Here is a 16,672-nt window from a genome sequence, read left to right as displayed (position 1 = left end):
CCGCCTGAGGGGATTCCGGGCCGGCTGACGGGTCACCGTCCGGTCCGCCGGGTCTCCGCCGGGCCGGGCCGGTCTGGGCCGACCTGCCGGATCCGCCGGCACCGGGGCGGTCGGTGGCGGACACTAACGACAGCGGGATCACGCGGTGGGATCCACCTCGTCGGCTCCCGCCCAGGTCGGTCCCGGCCCGCGCGGTGCGAAACCGCGGCAGCCGGCACCGGCTCGCAGGGTTGACGGCCGGCCGGCCGGGGCATAGACCCCAGGGACTGGGAAAGGAGGACACCATGGCCGATGTGGTACGGGATTCTTCCCGCCCGGTCGCGGAGCAGTCCACCGCCGAGCTGGTGCAGCGCGCGACCGAGCAGCTGTCCCGACTGGTGCGCGACGAGCTGGCACTGGCCCGGATCGAGCTGGCCGACAAGGGCAGGCACGCCGGGATCGGGGTCGGTCTCTTCGGCGGTAGCGCGGCGTTGGCGCTCTGCGGGCTGGGCGTGCTGGTCGCCGCCGTGGTGCTGGCCCTGGCGTTGGTGCTGCCGGCCTGGGCGGCCGCCCTGCTGGTGGCCGTGCTGCTCTTCGCGGCGGCCGGGGTCCTCGCGCTGATCGGCAGGCGGCAGGTCCGCCGGGCCGTGCCACCGACGCCGAGCGCGGCGGCGGAGAGCGTGCGCGCGGACGTCAAGACGGTGACCGCCGCGGTACGCGACAGGGGGCGGGCATGAGCGGGGACAACGGAACCGGCAACCCGGAGGCCCTCCGGGCCGAGATCCGGCAGACCCGGGCCGAACTGGGCGAGACGGTGCAGGCGCTGGCGGCCAAGGCGGACGTCAAGGCGCGGATCAAGGGCTCTGCCGCGCAGACCCGGGAACGGGTACTGCAGCGGGCGGGGCAGACCACCACCACGGTCCGGTCGACCGTGCACGACGCGGGCTCGGTCGCGTTGCGCAATCCCGTCCCCTGGGCCGTGATCGCGGCCGGCGCACTGGCCCTGACCATCGTGGTGCTCGTCGTGCGGGGGAGGCGAGGATGAGGGCCCGGATCGACAAGGTGGCCTACCGGCCCGTCGGCATCCTGCTCGGCATGGCTGCCGGGGTCGCCGCCGGCGCTCTGTTCCGCCGGGTCTGGCAGTTCACCGCCGGAGACGGCGAGGCACCGGACGCCACCGACGAGGACCGCGGCTGGGGCGAGATCCTGGCCGCCGCCGCCCTCCAGGGCGCCATCTTCGCGGTGGTACGGGCGGCGGTGGACCGGGGTGGCGCGGTCGGCGTCCGCCGGCTCACCGGCCGCTGGCCGGACTGAACCCGGCCCCTCCGGTCGCCCCCGGCGTTCCGCCGCCGGCGCTGTCGCCCCGCGCTCTGCGGCCGTCGCCCCGCGCTCTGCCGCTGACGCCCCGCGTCCAGCCACCGCCATCGCTGCATCCTTGTCGCCGTGCCGTCCCGGGGCCCTGCCGTCCCGTCGATTCGTCGCGGTGATTTCTCGCCGCCGCCCGACGCCCGGCAACCGCCCGCAATCCCTGTGGGCGCAACCGTTCTGCCTGGTCAACACCCCCTCCCGGGCGTGCCCCGGCATCGATGGCGGTCCCCTTCCTTCCCCCGCCGTCAGGTCACATGTCGGAGAATTTCGTCGGCTGGGCTATGCGAAGTTTTTGCGTACGTGGTTTGCTGTTCCACGCTGTTGAGAGACGGCGTGGGTCGGGAGAAGTCCTCCTTCGTGGGGGCCGCTCAAGGCGCCGCTGCTCGAAAACGGCCAACCGGCCGCACGGCGTGCTCGGCCGCCAGTTTTAGAAGGAGATACACATGGCGCAGGGAACCGTGAAGTGGTTCAACGCAGACAAGGGCTTCGGCTTCATCACCGTCGACGGCGGGGGTGCTGACGTGTTCGTCCACTTCTCGGCCATCCAGACCAGCGGCTACCGCACGCTGGAGGAGAACCAGCGGGTGGAGTTCGAAATTGCTCAGGGCCAGAAGGGGCCGCAGGCTGAGCAGGTTCGTCCCATCTGATCCGTGACGGCCGGCCCGCCGGCCAGAGCCACGATCCGAAGTCGGATCACGTCGAGCCCCGCGCCCCGCGCGGGGCTCGACGCGTTTCCGGGCTCAGCCGGGCGGTTCGTCCTCGGTCACGTGCCGTGGGCCCGGTCCGGGGTCGGCGCGGCGGCGCAGCCGGAGGCCGACGACGAGCATGACCAGCCCGGCCACGCCGACGACCGGGCCGACCACCACCCACAGCCGCTCGCCACTCATCGCGCTGCCGTCCAGGTAACCCAGCCCCTGCACCGTCCACAGGGCGCCGACGACCACCCCGAGCAGCCCCACCGCGAGTGGAAACCAACCCCTCATCGTGCGTACCTCCCGAACGGCGGTCACCAGCGGTCGTGCACCTGCGGCCGGATCAGCTCGTCGTACACCGCGTCCACCGTGGTCCGCGCCTCCGCCGACAGCGGGGCCAGGCCGGCGGCCGCGACGTTGCCACGGGCCTGCTCCGGGTTGCGGGCACCGGGGATCACGACGGTCACGCCGGGCTGGTCGAGGATCCAGCGGAGCGCGAACTGCGCCATCGTGGCCCCCTCCGGGACCAGCGGCAGCAACCGGCGTACGGCCCGCAGACCGGTCTCGTAGTCCACCCCGGAGAAGGTCTCGCCGACGTCGAACGACTCGCCGTGCCGGTTGTAGTTGCGGTGGTCGTCGCTGGGGAAGGTGGTGTTCTCGTCGTACCGGCCGGAGAGCAGGCCGCTGGCGAGCGGGACGCGGGCGATGATGCCGACTCCGGCGGCGCGGGCGGCCGGCAGCACCTGGTCGGTCGGCTTGTGCCGCAGGGCGTTCAGGATGATCTGCACGCTGGCCACCCCGGGCCGGGCGATGGCGGCGAGCGCCTCCGCGCAGGTCTCCACGCTCACCCCGTACGCGGCGATACGCTCCTCGGCGACCAGGGTGTCGAGGGCGTCGAAGACGGCGTCGGTGTGGAACACCGGGGTGGGTGGGCAGTGCAGCTGCACGAGGTCGAGCACGTCGACCCCGAGGTTGGTGCGGGACCGGTCGGTCCAGGCCCGGAAGTTCTCCAGGACGTACGCCTCGGGGGTCTGCGGGACGCGACGGCCCATCTTGGTGGCCACCGTGAGCCCGGCGTCGGGCCGCTCGCGCAGGAAGCGGCCGATCAGCCGCTCGCTGCGTCCGTCGCCGTACACGTCGGCGGTGTCCAGAAAGGTGACCCCGCCCTCGACGGCGGCGCTCAGCACCGCCAGGGCTTCGTCCTCGCTGACCTGGCCCCAGTCGGCGCCGAGCTGCCAGGCGCCGAGGCCGATCACGCCGACGTCGCGGCCCAGCCGGGAGAAGATGCGTTTTTCCACGCGGCCGAGCCTATGCCCCGGGGCCGCCCGACCCCGACGGGCCTCCCGGCACGGCCCGGAGGTACGGTAACAAGACGTACGTACGGTTTGGAGGCGCCATGTGGGATCCGGCCAGCTACCTGCGCTACGGCGACGAACGATCCCGCCCCTTCCTCGACCTGGTCGCCCGGGTCGGCGCGGAAGCACCCGGGGCGGTGGTCGACCTCGGCTGCGGACCCGGCAACCTGACCGCGACCCTGGCCCTGCGCTGGCCCGCCGCCCGGATCACCGGCCTGGACTCCTCGGCCGAGATGATCGCGTCGGCCCAGGCGCAGGACGACACGGTGCCGGGCGCCTCGTCGGTCGGCTTCGCGGTGGCCGACGTACGCACCTGGTCGCCCGAGCCGGAGGTCGACGTGGTGATCTCGAACGCGGTCCTGCAGTGGGTACCCGGGCACGAGGCACTGCTGGAACGCTGGGTGGCCGAGCTCGGTGCCGGCGCCTGGCTCGCGGTCCAGGTGCCGGGAAACTTCGACGCGGCGTCGCACCGGGCCCTGCGCGCGGTCGCGGCGGACCCGCGCTGGCGCGACCCGGTGACCCCGCTGCTGCGGGCGGCACCGGTCCTGGACGCCGCCGGCTACGCGGAGCTGCTCACCCGGCTCGGCTGCGAGGTGGACGCCTGGGAAACTACCTACATGCACCTGCTGCCGGTCCGGGACGCCGACCATCCGGTGCTGGCCTGGATGGAGGGGACCGCGCTGCGTCCGGTCCGTACGGCGCTGCGCGGGTCGGGCGAGGCGTGGGCCAGGTTCCGCGCGGCTCTCGCCGAACGACTGGCCGAGGCCTATCCGGTCCGGGACGGGCTGGTGTTCTTCCCGTTCCGCCGGATCTTCTTCGTCGCGCGGACCGGCACCCGCCGGTAGCCCGCACCACCTCGACACCGAACGTCAAATGGGAGTAGCCGTGACCGATCTCTCCGCCTTCATCGCCGGACTGCCCAAGGTGGAGCTGCACGTGCACCACGTCGGGTCGGCCCTGCCCCGCATCGTGGCGGAACTGGCCGCCCGGCACGAGGGCCGTACCGCCGTGCCGGCGGATCCGGAGGCGCTGGCCGACTACTTCGCGTTCCGCGACTTCGCGCACTTCGTCGAGATCTACCTCAGCGTCGTGGACCTGATCCGGGACCAGGAGGACGTCCGGCTGCTCACCTTCGAGGTGGCCCGGGAGCTGGCCCGCCAACAGGTCCGGTACGCCGAGCTGACCGTCACGCCCTACTCCCACGTGCACCGGGGAATCCCCGCCCCGGCGTTCTGCGAGGCGATCGAGGACGCCCGCAAGAGCGCCGAGTCCGAGCTGGGCGTCTCGCTGCGCTGGTGCTTCGACATCCCGGGCGAGGCGGGGCTGCCGGCGGCCGAGGAGACCCTGCGGATCGCCCTGGACGAGCGGCCGGACGGCCTGATCGCTTTCGGGCTGGGCGGCCCGGAGATCGGCGTGCCGCGGCCCCAGTTCAAGCCGTACTTCGACCAGGCGCGGGCGGCCGGCCTGCGCTCGGTGCCGCACGCCGGGGAGACCACCGGGCCGGAGACCATCTGGGACGCCGTCCGCGAACTCGGCGCGGAGCGGATCGGACACGGCATCTCGGCCGTACGCGATCCCGAGCTGCTCGCCCTGCTCGCCGAGCGGCAGATCCCGTTGGAGGTCTGCCCCACCTCCAACGTGCGGACCCGGGCGGTCGCGACGATCGAGGAGCACCCGCTGCCCCAGCTCGTCGCCGCGGGCCTGCTGGTCACCGTCAACTCCGACGACCCGCCGATGTTCGGCACCACGCTCAACGACGAGTACGCGGTCGCCGCCCGGCTGCTGGACCTCGACGCCGCCGGGGTGGCCGGGCTGGCCCGCAACGCGGTCACCGCCTCCTTCCTGCCCGCGCCGGAGAAGGCCCGGATCCTCACCGAGATCGACACCTACACCACCCCCTGAGCGCGGTGATCACGGTGTTCCGCCGCCGGCGTGCTGGGAGGGTCAGGTCGTCGGGGTGCGGAGCCGGCGCCGGACGAGCACGACGGCGGTCACGGCCGCGGCGGCGACCGCGCCCACGGCGACGAGCGTGACGACCAGGTTCGTCGCGCCGCCCGCTTCGTCGGATACCGCCGCCGGGGCGTCAGCGCAGGCGACCGACTCGGGCCCCCGGTCGGGTCCGACCGTGAGCACGGCCGTGCAGCTGCCGCGTCCCGGCCGGTCGGCGTCGACGGTCACCGTCCAGCGGCCGGCGGCGAGGGTGCCCGGGTAGACGACGGTGCCGGTCGACGGCCCCGGTCGCATCGGCTCCGGTGCGATCAGGCGGCCCGCGGACTCCCGGGCGCTGACGGTGGCCGAGATCACCTCGGTCACCGGATGGCCGTCCCGCCAGACCGCCGTCACCCAGACGGAGCCGTGCCCGTCGTGCTGGACGGTGAGCCGGAGGCTGTCGTGGGCGTAGCCGGGCGCCGACCACCAGACGAGGGTGGCGAGGAGGAACGCGCCGATCACGGCGGTCCGGCGCGGCAGCGAGCGGGTCATCGTTCACCTCGTACGACGGTGATGGCTGGCCCGGCGCGGGGTGCTGCGGGCGGCCGCGCCGGGCCAGCGATCGGGGGGCGGTCGACCGGCGCCCGGTGCGGCACGACGAGCGTGCGCGGCGGTACGCGGGATGGCGGTCGGTCGCCAGTATCGCGCGAAGTCGATGTTGGTGCAGCCGGAGCCGCCGGGGATATGCGCGCGCGGCGGGAACCAGGTGTGGGGGACCGTGTTCCCGCCGCGCGCACGGCTCCACCGGACCGGGGTTGGGGCACATCTGTGGGTGACGACCCGGTGGAGCGGTTGGGATCTTCCACGATCGTGCCACCGGGCGGCGGAGGTGGCCCGACCGTTAACCGAGACCTAAGGAAGACTTGCGGCAGACCAGAACCAGCCTCACGACGAGCGAGGTCGCTACGGCGCCGCGCACCTGTAGAGCTGCCCCGCCGGCGCGCCCACTGCCGGCAGCGCCGGACCCCGGGCCGAGCCTGCCCCGTTCGTGCGCCCAGCTCTACAGGCGCTCCCACCCCTGGTCGCCGCGCCCCGTCGGCCCGTCGACGGGTACGGGCGTCAGTCGCTCGGCGGGCGAGGGCGGGACCAGGGGCGGCGGGTGTCCGGGTCCTTCTCCCGGGCCAGCCGGCCGACCAGTCCGAACCGGCTCACCTGCCGGGGGGTCGCCTCGGGATCGGCCAGCAGCATCACCACGCTGGCGCCGCCGAGCCGGGCCCGGTCGATGCTGACGGAGCCGTTCGCCTGCTGGGAAACCCGGCGGGCGATGTCCAGGCCGAGGCCGGTGGAGCCCTGGTCGCTGCTGCCCCGCCGCAGGGCCCGGTCCGGATCGGGGATGCCGGGACCCGCGTCGTCGACCCGGACGGCGACGTAGCCGTCCCGCCGGGTGACCGCCACCTCGAACGCGGTCCCCTGCGGGGTGTAGCGGAAGACGTTGCCGAGCACCGCGTCCAACGCCGCCGCCAACTCGGCCCGGGGGACCGGTACCGGGATGCGGGTGTGCGCGCCGATGACCCGGTGGGAGCGGTTCTGGTCGCCGGCCAGGGCGGCCCAGAAGACCATCCGGTCCCGGACCACCTCGCTGACGTCGCAGCTGCCCGGCGCCGCCTCCTGGGCGACCGTCTTGCGGGTCGTGTTGATCAGTACGTCGATCTCGCCTTCCAACGTCACGATCGCCTGCCGGATCCGGCGGATCGTCCGGCGCCGGTCCAGCTCGGCGGCGCTGAACGAGCCCACGCTGGTGTCGTCGGAGTCCAGCGCGTCGGCATCGAGCCGCAGCACGGTCAGCGGGGTACGCAGCCGGTGCGACAGGTCCGCCACCAGTTCCCGTTCGTCGGTGCGCGAGGTGACCAGCCGGTCCGCCATCCGGTTGAAGGCGTACCCGGCCTCGGCCAGCTCGCGGGGCCCGCTGGGCTGGATGCGCAACTCCAGGTTGCCGTCGCCGACGGCGAGGGCCGCCTCGACCAGGCCCCGGGCCGAACCGACCGCCCGGGCGGCGAGCCGGTCCACGATGATCACCGACGCCACCACCAGCCCGATCGCCACCAGGACCAGCATCAGCCAGGTGCCCCCGGTGCCGGCGTGCAGGGCCGCGTCGGTCACGAAGACCTCCACCACGGCGACCGCGCCGGCCAGCGGGACCGGTTCCAGCCGGACGACCCCGCCCGGCACCTCGGCGACGACCGGGGTGCCGGTGCGGGTCGCCCGGTTCACGTCGGCGGCACCGGCCCGGGGCTTGCCCCCGGTGGCCAGCCCGTGCACGACGGGCGGCTCGGCGGCGTTGCCCCGGTCGGCCTCGACCACCCGGCGGATCACCGCCGGATCCCGGCTGACCCGCAACGCGCCGGCGACCGCTGCGCTGCGCCGGGCCGCGTCGCCGAGCGCCTCCTCCCGGGCGTCGCGCTGGAGCGCGGAGCCGAGGGGGATCAGGAAGACCAGCGCCACGATGGTGGTCATCCCGGCGCCGAGATAGGCCAGCGAGAGTCTTAGTCCGGTACCACCAACCGGAATCCGACCCCCCGCACGGTGCGCAGGTAGCGCGGCTTCGCCGCGGACTCGCCCATTTTGCGGCGGAGCCAATACAGATGTACGTCGATGGTCTGATCCTCGCCGACCGATGGCTGCCGCCATACCTCCTCCAAGAGTTCCCGGCGGGACACTACCCGGCCGGGTCGGGCCGCGAGATAAGCCAGCAGGTCGAATTCCTTGCGGGTCAGCGCCAGCGGCACCCCGTCGAGGTGCGCGCTGCGCTCGCCGACGTCCACCCGCAGCCCGCCGACCGAGTGCACGGCCGGCTCGACGGTGCGGCTGGCCCGCCCGACCCGGCGCAGCACGGTGGTGATCCGGGCGTCCAGATGGGCGCCGGTGAAGGGCTTGACCATGTAGTCGTCGGCGCCCGCCCGCAACAACCGGACGATCGCCTGCTCGTCGTCGCGGGCGGTGGCGATGATGATCGGCACGTCGGTGATGCCGCGGAGCATCCGCAGCGCGTCGGCGCCGTCCAGGTCGGGCAGTCCGAGGTCGAGGACGACCAGGTCAGGCGTTTCCGCGGCGACCCGGCGCAGGGCGTCGAGAGCCGTACCGACCGCGTGCACCGCGTGCCCGCGGTCGGCCAGGGAACGCAGCATCGCGCCGCGCACGACATGGTCGTCTTCGACCAGCAGGACCGTGGCCACCTGATGACCGTACTGCCCATGGCAAGTCGGGTGAATCGGTGCCCGGGGCGTCGGGTCGACCCGGGGGAGCGGGGCTGGCCGTTCAGGATGAACCCGGTCGACCGGAGTAGTCCAGCCCGAAGCCGTACGGGAAGAGCGGCGCCTTGCCGTCGCCGTCGTTGATCGGCTGCTGGCTCGCGCTCGCCATCCAGCTGACCGGAAGGGTGCCGGTCGGTGGCTGGGCGCCGAAGAGGACGTCGGCCACTCCGGCCCCCTCGGTGCCGGGGAGCCATGCGGCGAGCAGGGCGTCCCACTCGGGCAGCTGCGCGGCGATGTCCAGGGGTCGGCCGGAGACCAGGACCACGACCACCGGCACCCCGGAGGCGCGCAGGGTGGCCAGGGTGGCCAGGTCGGTGGCGTCGAGTCCCATCCCGCCGGGCCGGTCCCCGCGCCCCTCGGCGTACGGGGTCTCGCCGAGCACCGCGACAGCGACCCGGTACGAGCTGTCGATGCCGGTGCCGCCCGCCTGGTAGGTGACGGTGCTGGACGGCGCGACGGCGTCGCGGATGCCCTGGAGGATCGAGGTGCCGGGGGTGATCGCGCCGCTGCCGCCCTGCCAGGTCACGGTCCAGCCGCCGCTGGCGTACCCGATGTTGTCCGCGCTCCTGCCGGCCACGAAGATCTTGTTGCCGGCGGTGGCCAGCGGCAGGATGCCGCCGTCGTTCTTCAGCAGCACCTGCGAGCGGGCCACCGCCTCCCGGGCCAGCGCCCGGTGCGCGGCGCTGCCGACCGTGGGGGTGTAGGAGCGGTCGGCCAGCGGCCGCTCGAAGAGGCCCAGCTCGAACTTCTTCGTCAGGATCCGCCGGTTCGCGTCGTCGATCCGGGCCTGGCTGACCCCGCCGGACTGCACCTCGGCCCGCAGGTGGGTGATGAACTGCCGCCACCCGGTCGGTGCCATCACCATGTCGATGCCGGCGTTCACCGCCTGGCGGACCTCGGCCGCGGTGAACCCGGTGGCGCCGTCGAGCTGGTCGATGCCGTTCCAGTCGGAGACCACGAAGCCGGTGAAGCCCAGCTCGCCCTTGAGCACGTCGTTGATCAGGTACGCGTGTCCGTGCAGCTTCTGTCCGTTCCAGCTGCTGTAGGAGACCATCACCGAGCCGACGCCCCGGCGTACCGCCTCGGCGAACGGCGGCAGGTGCACGGCGCGCAGCTCGGCCTCGGCGAGTTGGGTGTTGCCCTGGTCGGTGCCGTTGGTGGTGCCGCCGTCGCCGAGGTAGTGCTTGGCGGTGGCCAGCACCGATGCCGGGCCGGCCAGCGAGGCGCCCTGTAGACCCTCGATGACGCTGGTCATCGAGCTGACCAACGCCGGCTGCTCCCCGAAGGACTCGTATGAGCGTCCCCAGCGGTCGTTGCGGACGACGCAGAGACACGGGGCGAAGGTCCAGTTCACGCCGGTGCCCGCGACCTCCTCGGCGGTGGCCCGGCCGATCCGCCGGACCAGCTCCGGGTCGCGGGTCGCGCCGAGACCGATGTTGTGCGGGAAGATCGTCGCCCCGACCACGTTGTTGTGCCCGTGCACCGCGTCCGAGCCGTAGATCATCGGGATGCGCAGCGGGGTGGCGAGGGCCCCGTTCTGGAACCGGTCGTACATGTCGGCCCAGCTTGTGGCGTTGTTCGGGGTGGGCGCGGAGCCGCCGCCGGAGAGCACCGACCCGAGCCGGTACGTGGTGATGTCGGCGGGGGTCACCGAGGCCCGCTCGCCCTGGGTCATCTGGCCGATCTTCTCGTCCAGGCTCATCCGGCCGAGCAGGTCGGCGACCCGGGTCGGGACCGGCAGCGTCGGATCCTCGTACGGCAGTGCGGCGGCGCTGGCGGGCGGCGTGGGCGTGCCGACCCCGGTGAGGGCGAGGGCCAGGGCGGCGGCGAGCAGTACGCGGCGCGGGGCGGCGGTGGGTCGGGTAGGCACGGGAGTTCCTCCGGTGGCGTCCCGTACGCCCGGCGCCGCTTCCCGCCGTACGGTGACCCCAGAGATCGATGACCGTCAAAATCTCGGCTCCCGTCGACCATATTCGGGAGCGCTCCCATGCGCGTTTGATGATCGGTAACAATCAAATAACAGCATCGTTACCCGGCCATCCCGCGCCGGGGCAGCGCCGTAACTACCGACGGTGAACACTGTGCCCCGTCTGTCCGACCGGGCGCCCGGTGGGCCGTTCGCTCGTGCCGGCCCCGGTGGCGCCCGGGCACCGTTGCCCGACCTCCGGAGGAGGCGCAGCGCCATGACCGCGACCAGCGCGGGCGAGTCCGGCACCCGCCGCCTCGCCGAGACCGCCGACGACCCGGAGCCGGGCCCCGGGCGGGGAACACCGGCCGGCTTCCTCCGCCGGCACGGCCGCCGGGTGCAGGCGCTGCTCGTCCTCGCGCTGCTCGGCCAGATGGCGCTGGGCCTGGTCACCGCGGCCCGCGAACAGTCGCCGACGGCCGACGAACCGGTGTACATCGGGGCGGCGGTCAGCTACGTCCAGCAACACGACCTGCGGCTCAACCCCGAACACCCGCCGCTGGCCAAGCTCCTCGCCGCGGCCGGGTTGAGCTTCCTGGACGTACGGCTCGACCCCGGCTACCGGGGCACGCAGTGGGAGGTCGGCGCCCGGGTGCTCTACGGCGAGGGCAACGACCCGGAGCGGGTGCTGTGGTCGGCCCGGCTCCCGTTGATCGTGCTGACCCTGCTGTTCGGCCTGGTGGTCTTCGCCTTCGCCCGGGACCTGTTCGGGGTCGGGGGCGGCCTGCTGGCCCTCGCGCTCTACTCGTTCTCGCCCGACGTCATCGCGCACGGTTCGCTCGCCACCAACGACGTGCCGCTGGCGGGTTTCCTGCTCACCACGGTGTGGCTGCTGTGGCGGGCCCGGCACCGGCCACGCTGGTACCTGCCGCTGGCCGGGGCGGCCTTCGGCTGCGCGCTGGCCACCAAGATGACGGCCCTGCCGGTACTGCCGGTCGTGCTGCTGCTGGCGGCGCTGCCCGCCTGGATCTCGGCGCGGTCCGCCCGGACCTCCGCGGAGCCGGCCGGCCGGTGGGTCCGACCGGACCGCCGCCGGGTGCTGCGGGGTCTCGGCTGCGCGGCCGCCGTCGGCGTGATCGCGGTCGCCGTCGTGTGGGCCAGCTACCTGGTGGTCGACCCCGCCCTGCGGTACGAACCGGTCGCCCGGTTCGACGCCGGACCGAAGAGGTACCTGGCCGGCCTGCTGCCGTTCCCGGAGCCGTACCGGGACGGGCTGCTCGTCCAACTCCGCTTCGAGGGGCGGGAGTTCAACGGCTACCTGTTCGGCGAGCGGTACCACGGCGGCCGGTGGTATTACCTGCCCGCCGCCCTGCTGGTCAAGACCCCGCTCGGCATGACGGCACTGTGGCTGGGCTCGGTCGTGGCGCTGCTGTCGATCCGGCGGCTCCGGCCGATCGCGCTCTACCTGCTGCTGCCGTTGGCGATCCTGCTGCCGGCGGCGATGACCGGGTCCCGCAGCTTCGGCTCCCGGTACGCCATCTGGCTGCCGATCTTCCTCGCCGTGGCCGTCGCGGCGATCCTGGCGTACCGCCGCCGCTGGGTGCTCCCGGCCGTGCTGGCCCTGGTCGCCTTCGTCGCGGTCAGCTCGCTGCGCACCTTCCCCTACTACCTGCCCTACTCCAACGAGGCCTTCGGCGGCCCGGCCAACACCTACCGGCACCTCAACGACTCGAACGTCGACTGGGGGCAGGACCTGGGCCGGCTCGGCGACTACCTGGCCGAGCGGGGCCTGAGCCAGGAGCGGGTCTGGCTGGTACACAAGCAGCGCGCGAACGCCGGGCACTGGGGGATCAACGCCGCCGACCCGACGGGGGTACCGCCGGAGCAGGTGCACGGGCTGCTCGCGATCTCGCTCGTGCGCCTCGTGGCCCGCCCGGGCGGCTACGCCGCGCTGATCCGTGGACAGCAGCCGATCGCCACGATCGGCCACACCCTGCGGCTGTACCGCATCCCCTGATCCGGGGGCCCGACGTGTTAGGAGGGGGCCCTTCCTATGCAGAAAGCGATAAGAAGGGGCCCTTCCTTACCCGCTCAGCGGGCGGGGGGCAGTTGCAGCACCCAGCGGTACGCCTGCACCAGGCCGGTGTCGAAACCGGCGGCCGACCCCCAGAGGAAGAGCCGGAACCGCCGGTAGAGCGGATCACCCCAGCGCCGGCCGATCTCGTCCCGGGCCCCGTCCAGTCGGCGGGCCCACTCCCGGCAGGTCAGGTAGTAGTTGTGCCGGTCGTCCACCAGGCTCAGCAGCTCGAACGGGGAGTGCGCCACGTGCCGCAGGTACTGGTGCAGCAGCAGCGGGGCGGAGCCGCCCGGGTAGACGTAGCGCTTCATGAAGGTCGACACGATGTGCTTGCGGCGCATCGCCAGCGCGTCGAGGTAGACCCGGCCGCCGGGACGCAGCAGTTCGGCGTACTTGCGCAGGGTGGTGCGGTAGTCGGGGAGGTGCTCGGTGACGCCCATGTTGACGATCGCGTCGAAGCGCTCGGGCGGCGAGTAGCCGAAGATGTGCTCCCGGACCACCCGCACCGGCAGCCGCTCGCGGTCGAACAGCTCGGTCAGGAAGCGCTCCGACTCCCTCGACAGCGTGGTGGTGGTGACCCGGATCCCCTTCCGGGCGGCGTACTCCGAGAAGGCGCCCCAGCCGCCGCCGACCTCCAGCACGTGATCACCCGGCTTGACCGCGATCGCCTCCAGCGCCAGGTCCATCTTCCGGGTCATCGCGTCCTCCAACGGCTCGTCGTCGGAGGCGAAGACACCCTCGGTGTAGCAGCGGTGCCGGTGGTCGAGGAAGGTCAGGAAGAAGTCGGAGTCCTCGTCGTAGTGGTGCGAGATCGACCGGCGGTCGTCCTCCCGTCGCCCGCGCAGCAGCGCCGGCACGAACCGGCCCAGCCAGGCGATCGGATGCCGGTCGGTGAAGAACGACCGCATCCGCAGCGCCGCCGCCAGGTCGCCCTCGACGTCCAGCGACCCCTGCAGGTAGGCCACGGCGACGGCGAACTGGTCCAGCGCGGCGAGCGCCTTCGCACCCCGGTCGTCCTTGACCAGGATGGTGAACTGCGGGTCGTCGCCGCCGAGGGTGTGTGCCGGGCCATCGGCCGGAGCCACCGCGAACGGCACCGCCGGGCCGGTGGCGAAGAAGGTCTGGTATCTGCGCTCCAGCGCACTGATCGCGTCCACGAGTGCCACGGCGTCAATCTAACTCCGTGGTAGCCCCCTGGCAGGCGGAAAAAGGCCGCCGGGTGGTGGAAAAAGCAGGACCGATAGCATCGCAGCAGCCGAAGAGCCGGCGTCGCCCGATTCGTCCAGATCGAAGGAGCCACCGTGTCCGAAGCCCGTACCCCCGCCGCGGCCGACCCCGTCGTCGTCCCGGCCGGGACGACGGCGGCCGAGGCGGTGGCCGCGGCCGGGCTGCCGGCCGCCGGCCCGGGGGCGATCGTGGTGGTCCGCGACCCGGACGGGCGGCTGCGGGACCTGGACTGGAGCCCGGAGGCCGACACGCCGGTGGCACCGGTCCGGCTCGACTCGCCGGACGGGCTCACCGTGCTGCGCCACTCGACCGCGCACGTGCTCGCCCAGGCGGTCCAGGACCTCTTCCCGGAGGCGAAGCTCGGCATCGGCCCGCCCATCGACAACGGCTTCTACTACGACTTCGACGTCGACCGGCCGTTCCAGCCGGACGATCTCGGCAAGCTGGAAAAGCGGATGCAGGAGATCGTCAAGTCCGGACAGCGGTTCCGGCGGCGCCGCTTCGACAGCCTGGAGGCGGCCCGCACCGAGCTGGCCGACGAGCCGTTCAAGCTGGAGCTGATCGAGATCAAGGGCGCCGGTGACGCCAGCGGCGGCACGGGGCTCGACGCGGGCGAGGTGATGGAGGTCGGCGCCGGCGACCTGACCATCTACGACAACCTGGACGCCGAGTCCGGCAAGGTCTGCTGGTCCGACCTGTGCCGGGGACCGCACCTGCCGACCACCCGGCTGATCGGCGCCTTCAAGCTGATGCGTTCGGCCGCCGCCTACTGGCGGGGCAACGAGCGCAACCCGCAGCTCCAGCGGGTGTACGGCACCGCGTGGCCGACCCGGGACGGGCTGAAGGCGTACCTGAAGCTCCTGGAGGAGGCCGCCCGCCGCGACCACCGCAAGCTCGGCGCGGACCTCGACCTGTTCAGCTTCCCCGACGAGATCGGCTCCGGCCTGGCGGTCTTCCACCCCAGGGGCGGGATCATCCGTCGCGAGATGGAGGACTACTCGCGACGCCGGCACGAGTCGGCGGGCTACGAGTTCGTCAACTCCCCGCACATCACCAAGGCCCAGCTCTTCGAGACCTCCGGCCACCTGCCGTACTACGCCGAGACCATGTTCCCGCCCATGAAGCTGGAGGGCGCGGAGTACTACCTCAAGGCCATGAACTGCCCGATGCACAACCTGATCTTCAGGGCGCGCGGGCGGTCCTACCGGGAGCTGCCGCTGCGGCTCTTCGAGTTCGGCACCGTCTACCGGTACGAGAAGTCCGGCGTGGTGCACGGGCTGACCCGGGTGCGCGGGCTGACCCAGGACGACTCGCACATCTACTGCACCCGGGAGCAGATGCCCGGCGAGCTGACCACCCTGCTGGCGTTCGTGCTCGACCTGCTCCGCGACTACGGCCTGGACGACTTCTACCTGGAACTCTCCACCCGCGACGACTCGCCGAAGTTCATCGGCGCGGACGCCGACTGGGCGGAGGCGACCGAGGCGCTGCGGACCGCCGCCGAGGCCTCCGGGCTGGACCTGGTGCCGGATCCGGGCGGGGCGGCCTTCTACGGGCCCAAGATCAGCGTGCAGGCCAGGGACGCGATCGGCCGGACCTGGCAGATGTCCACCATCCAGGTCGACTTCAACCAGCCGGAGCGGTTCGGGTTGGAGTACCAGGCCGCCGACGGCACCCGGCAGCGCCCGGTGATGATCCACCGGGCGCTCTTCGGCTCCATCGAGCGGTTCTTCGGGGTGCTGACCGAGCACTACGCCGGGGCCTTCCCGGCCTGGCTGGCCCCGGTGCAGGTGGTCGGCATCCCGATTCGCGACGAGCACGCCAGCCACCTGGCCGGCTTCGTGGCGGCGCTGCGGGCCGAGGGGATCCGCGCCGAGGTGGACGCCTCCGACGACCGGATGCAGAAGAAGATCCGCACCGCCCAACAGCAGAAGATCCCGTTCATGGCCATCGCCGGCGACGCCGACGTGGAGGCGGGGGCGATCTCGTTCCGCTACCGGGACGGCTCGCAGCGCAACGGCGTACCGCTGGCCGAGGCGGTCGCGCACGTGGTGGAGGTGGTCCGGACCCGGACCAACGTCGGGCCCAGCGCCGAGCCGACCGCGACCGAGGCCGCGGCCGATTAGCGCCGGAGGGCCGCACCGATGCCGGTCGTAGGATCGTCGCCGTGACAGGCGGTGCGCAGCACGCGCAGATCAGGCAACCCGGGTCGGCCGGTCCCCCCGGGGACGCCGGCGAGCCCGGGGACCCGGGCGCTCCGGCGAGCCTCGGCGTCCCCGACGGGCTGGACCGGCTCTGGACCCCGCACCGGATGACGTACATCGCCGGAGAGGCCCGGCCGGGGGAGGGGCACGAGAAGCCGGCCGGTTGCCCGTTCTGTCTGGCACCGGAGCGCGAGGGCGAGGACAACCTCGTGGTGCACCGCGGCGAGCGGATCTTCGTGGTGCTCAACCTCTACCCGTACAACCCCGGTCACCTGCTGGTCTGCCCCTACCGGCACGTCGCCGACTACACCGATCTCGATCTCGCCGAGACCGCCGAACTGGCCGCCGCCACCCAGACCGCGATGCGGGTGATCCGGCGGGTCAGCAGCGCGCACGGCTTCAACATCGGCATGAACCAGGGCGGGGTGGCCGGTGCCGGGATCGCCGCCCACCTGCACCAGCACGTCGTGCCGCGCTGGGGCGGGGACGCCAACTTCATGCCGGTCATCGCCCGGACCAAGGTGCTGCCCCAGCTGCTCGCGGAGACCCGTACGCTGCTGGCCGACGCCTGGCCCGCCTCGGTCTGACCCGTCGGCGGGCGGTCCCCGGCCGCCGTTGCCGGTA

At 73.0% G+C, this 16,672-nt stretch carries 16 protein-coding genes; 9 read left to right on the top strand and 7 right to left on the bottom strand.

Annotated features, from left to right (window positions below; all coding sequences use genetic code 11):
• Nucleotides 1-284: 284 nt before the first annotated feature.
• From ACQEUR_RS20910 to ACQEUR_RS20895, 4 genes are all read left to right on the top strand, one after another.
• Nucleotides 285-716, top strand: a complete 432-nt coding sequence (locus tag ACQEUR_RS20910) for a phage holin family protein (protein WP_433033790.1) — start codon at nt 285-287, stop codon at nt 714-716.
• Complete coding sequence (locus tag ACQEUR_RS20905) at nt 713-1,024, top strand: DUF3618 domain-containing protein (RefSeq protein WP_433033787.1); 312 nt, start codon at nt 713-715, stop codon at nt 1,022-1,024. The genes ACQEUR_RS20910 and ACQEUR_RS20905 overlap by 4 nt, the downstream gene beginning before the upstream one ends.
• The gene (locus ACQEUR_RS20900; protein ID WP_433033784.1) at nt 1,021-1,293 is read left to right on the top strand and encodes a DUF4235 domain-containing protein; all 273 of its coding nucleotides are present in this window, start codon (nt 1,021-1,023) and stop codon (nt 1,291-1,293) included. Before ACQEUR_RS20905 ends, ACQEUR_RS20900 begins: the two co-directional genes overlap by 4 nt.
• 497 nt (nt 1,294-1,790) lie before the next feature.
• Nucleotides 1,791-1,994: a cold-shock protein gene (locus ACQEUR_RS20895; protein ID WP_007075740.1), complete on the top strand. Its 204-nt coding sequence runs from the start codon at nt 1,791-1,793 to the stop codon at nt 1,992-1,994.
• 93 nt (nt 1,995-2,087) lie between these two features.
• Here the strand turns inward: ACQEUR_RS20895 and ACQEUR_RS20890 are convergent, their stop codons facing one another.
• Together ACQEUR_RS20890 and ACQEUR_RS20885 are read right to left on the bottom strand one after the other, a co-directional pair.
• Nucleotides 2,088-2,330: a hypothetical protein gene (locus ACQEUR_RS20890; protein ID WP_433033778.1), complete on the bottom strand. Its 243-nt coding sequence runs from the start codon at nt 2,328-2,330 to the stop codon at nt 2,088-2,090.
• 23 nt (nt 2,331-2,353) lie between these two features.
• Nucleotides 2,354-3,337: an aldo/keto reductase gene (locus ACQEUR_RS20885; protein WP_433033775.1), complete on the bottom strand. Its 984-nt coding sequence runs from the start codon at nt 3,335-3,337 to the stop codon at nt 2,354-2,356.
• A 98-nt stretch (nt 3,338-3,435) separates the two neighbouring features.
• On the opposite strand from ACQEUR_RS20885, the gene ACQEUR_RS20880 reads away from it, so the two are divergent.
• Both ACQEUR_RS20880 and ACQEUR_RS20875 read left to right on the top strand, forming a co-directional pair.
• Nucleotides 3,436-4,239 carry a trans-aconitate 2-methyltransferase gene (locus ACQEUR_RS20880; RefSeq protein ID WP_433033772.1) on the top strand — a complete coding sequence of 268 codons (804 nt, stop codon included), beginning with the start codon at nt 3,436-3,438 and terminating at the stop codon, nt 4,237-4,239.
• Nucleotides 4,240-4,279: 40 nt separating this feature from the next.
• On the top strand, nt 4,280-5,296 hold the full coding sequence (locus ACQEUR_RS20875; protein WP_433033769.1) for an adenosine deaminase: 1,017 nt from the start codon (nt 4,280-4,282) through the stop codon (nt 5,294-5,296).
• A gap of 42 nt (nt 5,297-5,338) precedes the next feature.
• On the opposite strand, the gene ACQEUR_RS20870 is transcribed toward ACQEUR_RS20875, so the two are convergent.
• From ACQEUR_RS20870 to ACQEUR_RS20855, 4 genes are all read right to left on the bottom strand, one after another.
• Entirely contained in the window at nt 5,339-5,875 is a 537-nt protein-coding gene (locus ACQEUR_RS20870; protein ID WP_433033766.1) for a hypothetical protein, read from the bottom strand.
• Between the two features lie 567 nt (nt 5,876-6,442).
• Nucleotides 6,443-7,837 carry an ATP-binding protein gene (locus ACQEUR_RS20865; protein ID WP_433033763.1) on the bottom strand — a complete coding sequence of 465 codons (1,395 nt, stop codon included), beginning with the start codon at nt 7,835-7,837 and terminating at the stop codon, nt 6,443-6,445.
• A gap of 29 nt (nt 7,838-7,866) precedes the next feature.
• Complete coding sequence (locus tag ACQEUR_RS20860; RefSeq protein WP_433033760.1) at nt 7,867-8,556, bottom strand: response regulator transcription factor; 690 nt, start codon at nt 8,554-8,556, stop codon at nt 7,867-7,869.
• 82 nt (nt 8,557-8,638) lie between these two features.
• Nucleotides 8,639-10,504: a glycoside hydrolase family 3 protein gene (locus ACQEUR_RS20855; protein ID WP_433033757.1), complete on the bottom strand. Its 1,866-nt coding sequence runs from the start codon at nt 10,502-10,504 to the stop codon at nt 8,639-8,641.
• 313 nt (nt 10,505-10,817) lie between these two features.
• Here ACQEUR_RS20855 and ACQEUR_RS20850 point away from each other — a divergent pair, with 313 nt between their 5' ends.
• Nucleotides 10,818-12,557 carry an ArnT family glycosyltransferase gene (locus tag ACQEUR_RS20850; RefSeq protein ID WP_433033754.1) on the top strand — a complete coding sequence of 580 codons (1,740 nt, stop codon included), beginning with the start codon at nt 10,818-10,820 and terminating at the stop codon, nt 12,555-12,557.
• Between the two features lie 74 nt (nt 12,558-12,631).
• Here the strand turns inward: ACQEUR_RS20850 and ACQEUR_RS20845 are convergent, their stop codons facing one another.
• Complete coding sequence (locus tag ACQEUR_RS20845) at nt 12,632-13,783, bottom strand: class I SAM-dependent methyltransferase (RefSeq protein ID WP_433033751.1); 1,152 nt, start codon at nt 13,781-13,783, stop codon at nt 12,632-12,634.
• Between the two features lie 135 nt (nt 13,784-13,918).
• Between ACQEUR_RS20845 and thrS the strand changes: the two genes are divergently transcribed.
• Nucleotides 13,919-15,970, top strand: coding sequence for a threonine--tRNA ligase (gene thrS, locus ACQEUR_RS20840; RefSeq protein ID WP_433033748.1), 2,052 nt, complete (start codon nt 13,919-13,921; stop codon nt 15,968-15,970).
• A gap of 185 nt (nt 15,971-16,155) precedes the next feature.
• Nucleotides 16,156-16,635 (top strand): HIT family protein, encoded by a 480-nt coding sequence (locus tag ACQEUR_RS20835; protein WP_433033831.1) that lies wholly within the window; start codon nt 16,156-16,158, stop codon nt 16,633-16,635.
• The last annotated feature ends 37 nt before the right edge of the window (nt 16,636-16,672 follow it).

Source organism: Plantactinospora sp. CA-290183 (genome assembly GCF_050936375.1).
Taxonomy (GTDB): Bacteria; Actinomycetota; Actinomycetes; order Mycobacteriales; family Micromonosporaceae; genus Plantactinospora.
The sequence above is the reverse complement of the archived record's forward strand: the minus strand, read 5'-3'. Positions and strand labels throughout refer to the sequence as shown.

Bases quoted from the DNA above. Each gene is read 5' to 3' on its own strand.
- ACQEUR_RS20910 (WP_433033790.1), top strand. From the start codon at position 285: ATGGCCGATGTGGTACGGGATTCTTCCCGCCCGGTCGCGGAGCAGTCC.
- ACQEUR_RS20905 (WP_433033787.1), top strand. From the start codon at position 713: ATGAGCGGGGACAACGGAACCGGCAACCCGGAGGCCCTCCGGGCCGAG.
- ACQEUR_RS20900 (WP_433033784.1), top strand. From the start codon at position 1,021: ATGAGGGCCCGGATCGACAAGGTGGCCTACCGGCCCGTCGGCATCCTG.
- ACQEUR_RS20895 (WP_007075740.1), top strand. From the start codon at position 1,791: ATGGCGCAGGGAACCGTGAAGTGGTTCAACGCAGACAAGGGCTTCGGC.
- ACQEUR_RS20890 (WP_433033778.1), bottom strand. From the start codon at position 2,330: ATGAGGGGTTGGTTTCCACTCGCGGTGGGGCTGCTCGGGGTGGTCGTC.
- ACQEUR_RS20880 (WP_433033772.1), top strand. From the start codon at position 3,436: ATGTGGGATCCGGCCAGCTACCTGCGCTACGGCGACGAACGATCCCGC.
- ACQEUR_RS20870 (WP_433033766.1), bottom strand. From the start codon at position 5,875: ATGACCCGCTCGCTGCCGCGCCGGACCGCCGTGATCGGCGCGTTCCTC.
- ACQEUR_RS20865 (WP_433033763.1), bottom strand. From the start codon at position 7,837: ATGACCACCATCGTGGCGCTGGTCTTCCTGATCCCCCTCGGCTCCGCG.
- ACQEUR_RS20850 (WP_433033754.1), top strand. From the start codon at position 10,818: ATGACCGCGACCAGCGCGGGCGAGTCCGGCACCCGCCGCCTCGCCGAG.
- ACQEUR_RS20835 (WP_433033831.1), top strand. From the start codon at position 16,156: ATGACGTACATCGCCGGAGAGGCCCGGCCGGGGGAGGGGCACGAGAAG.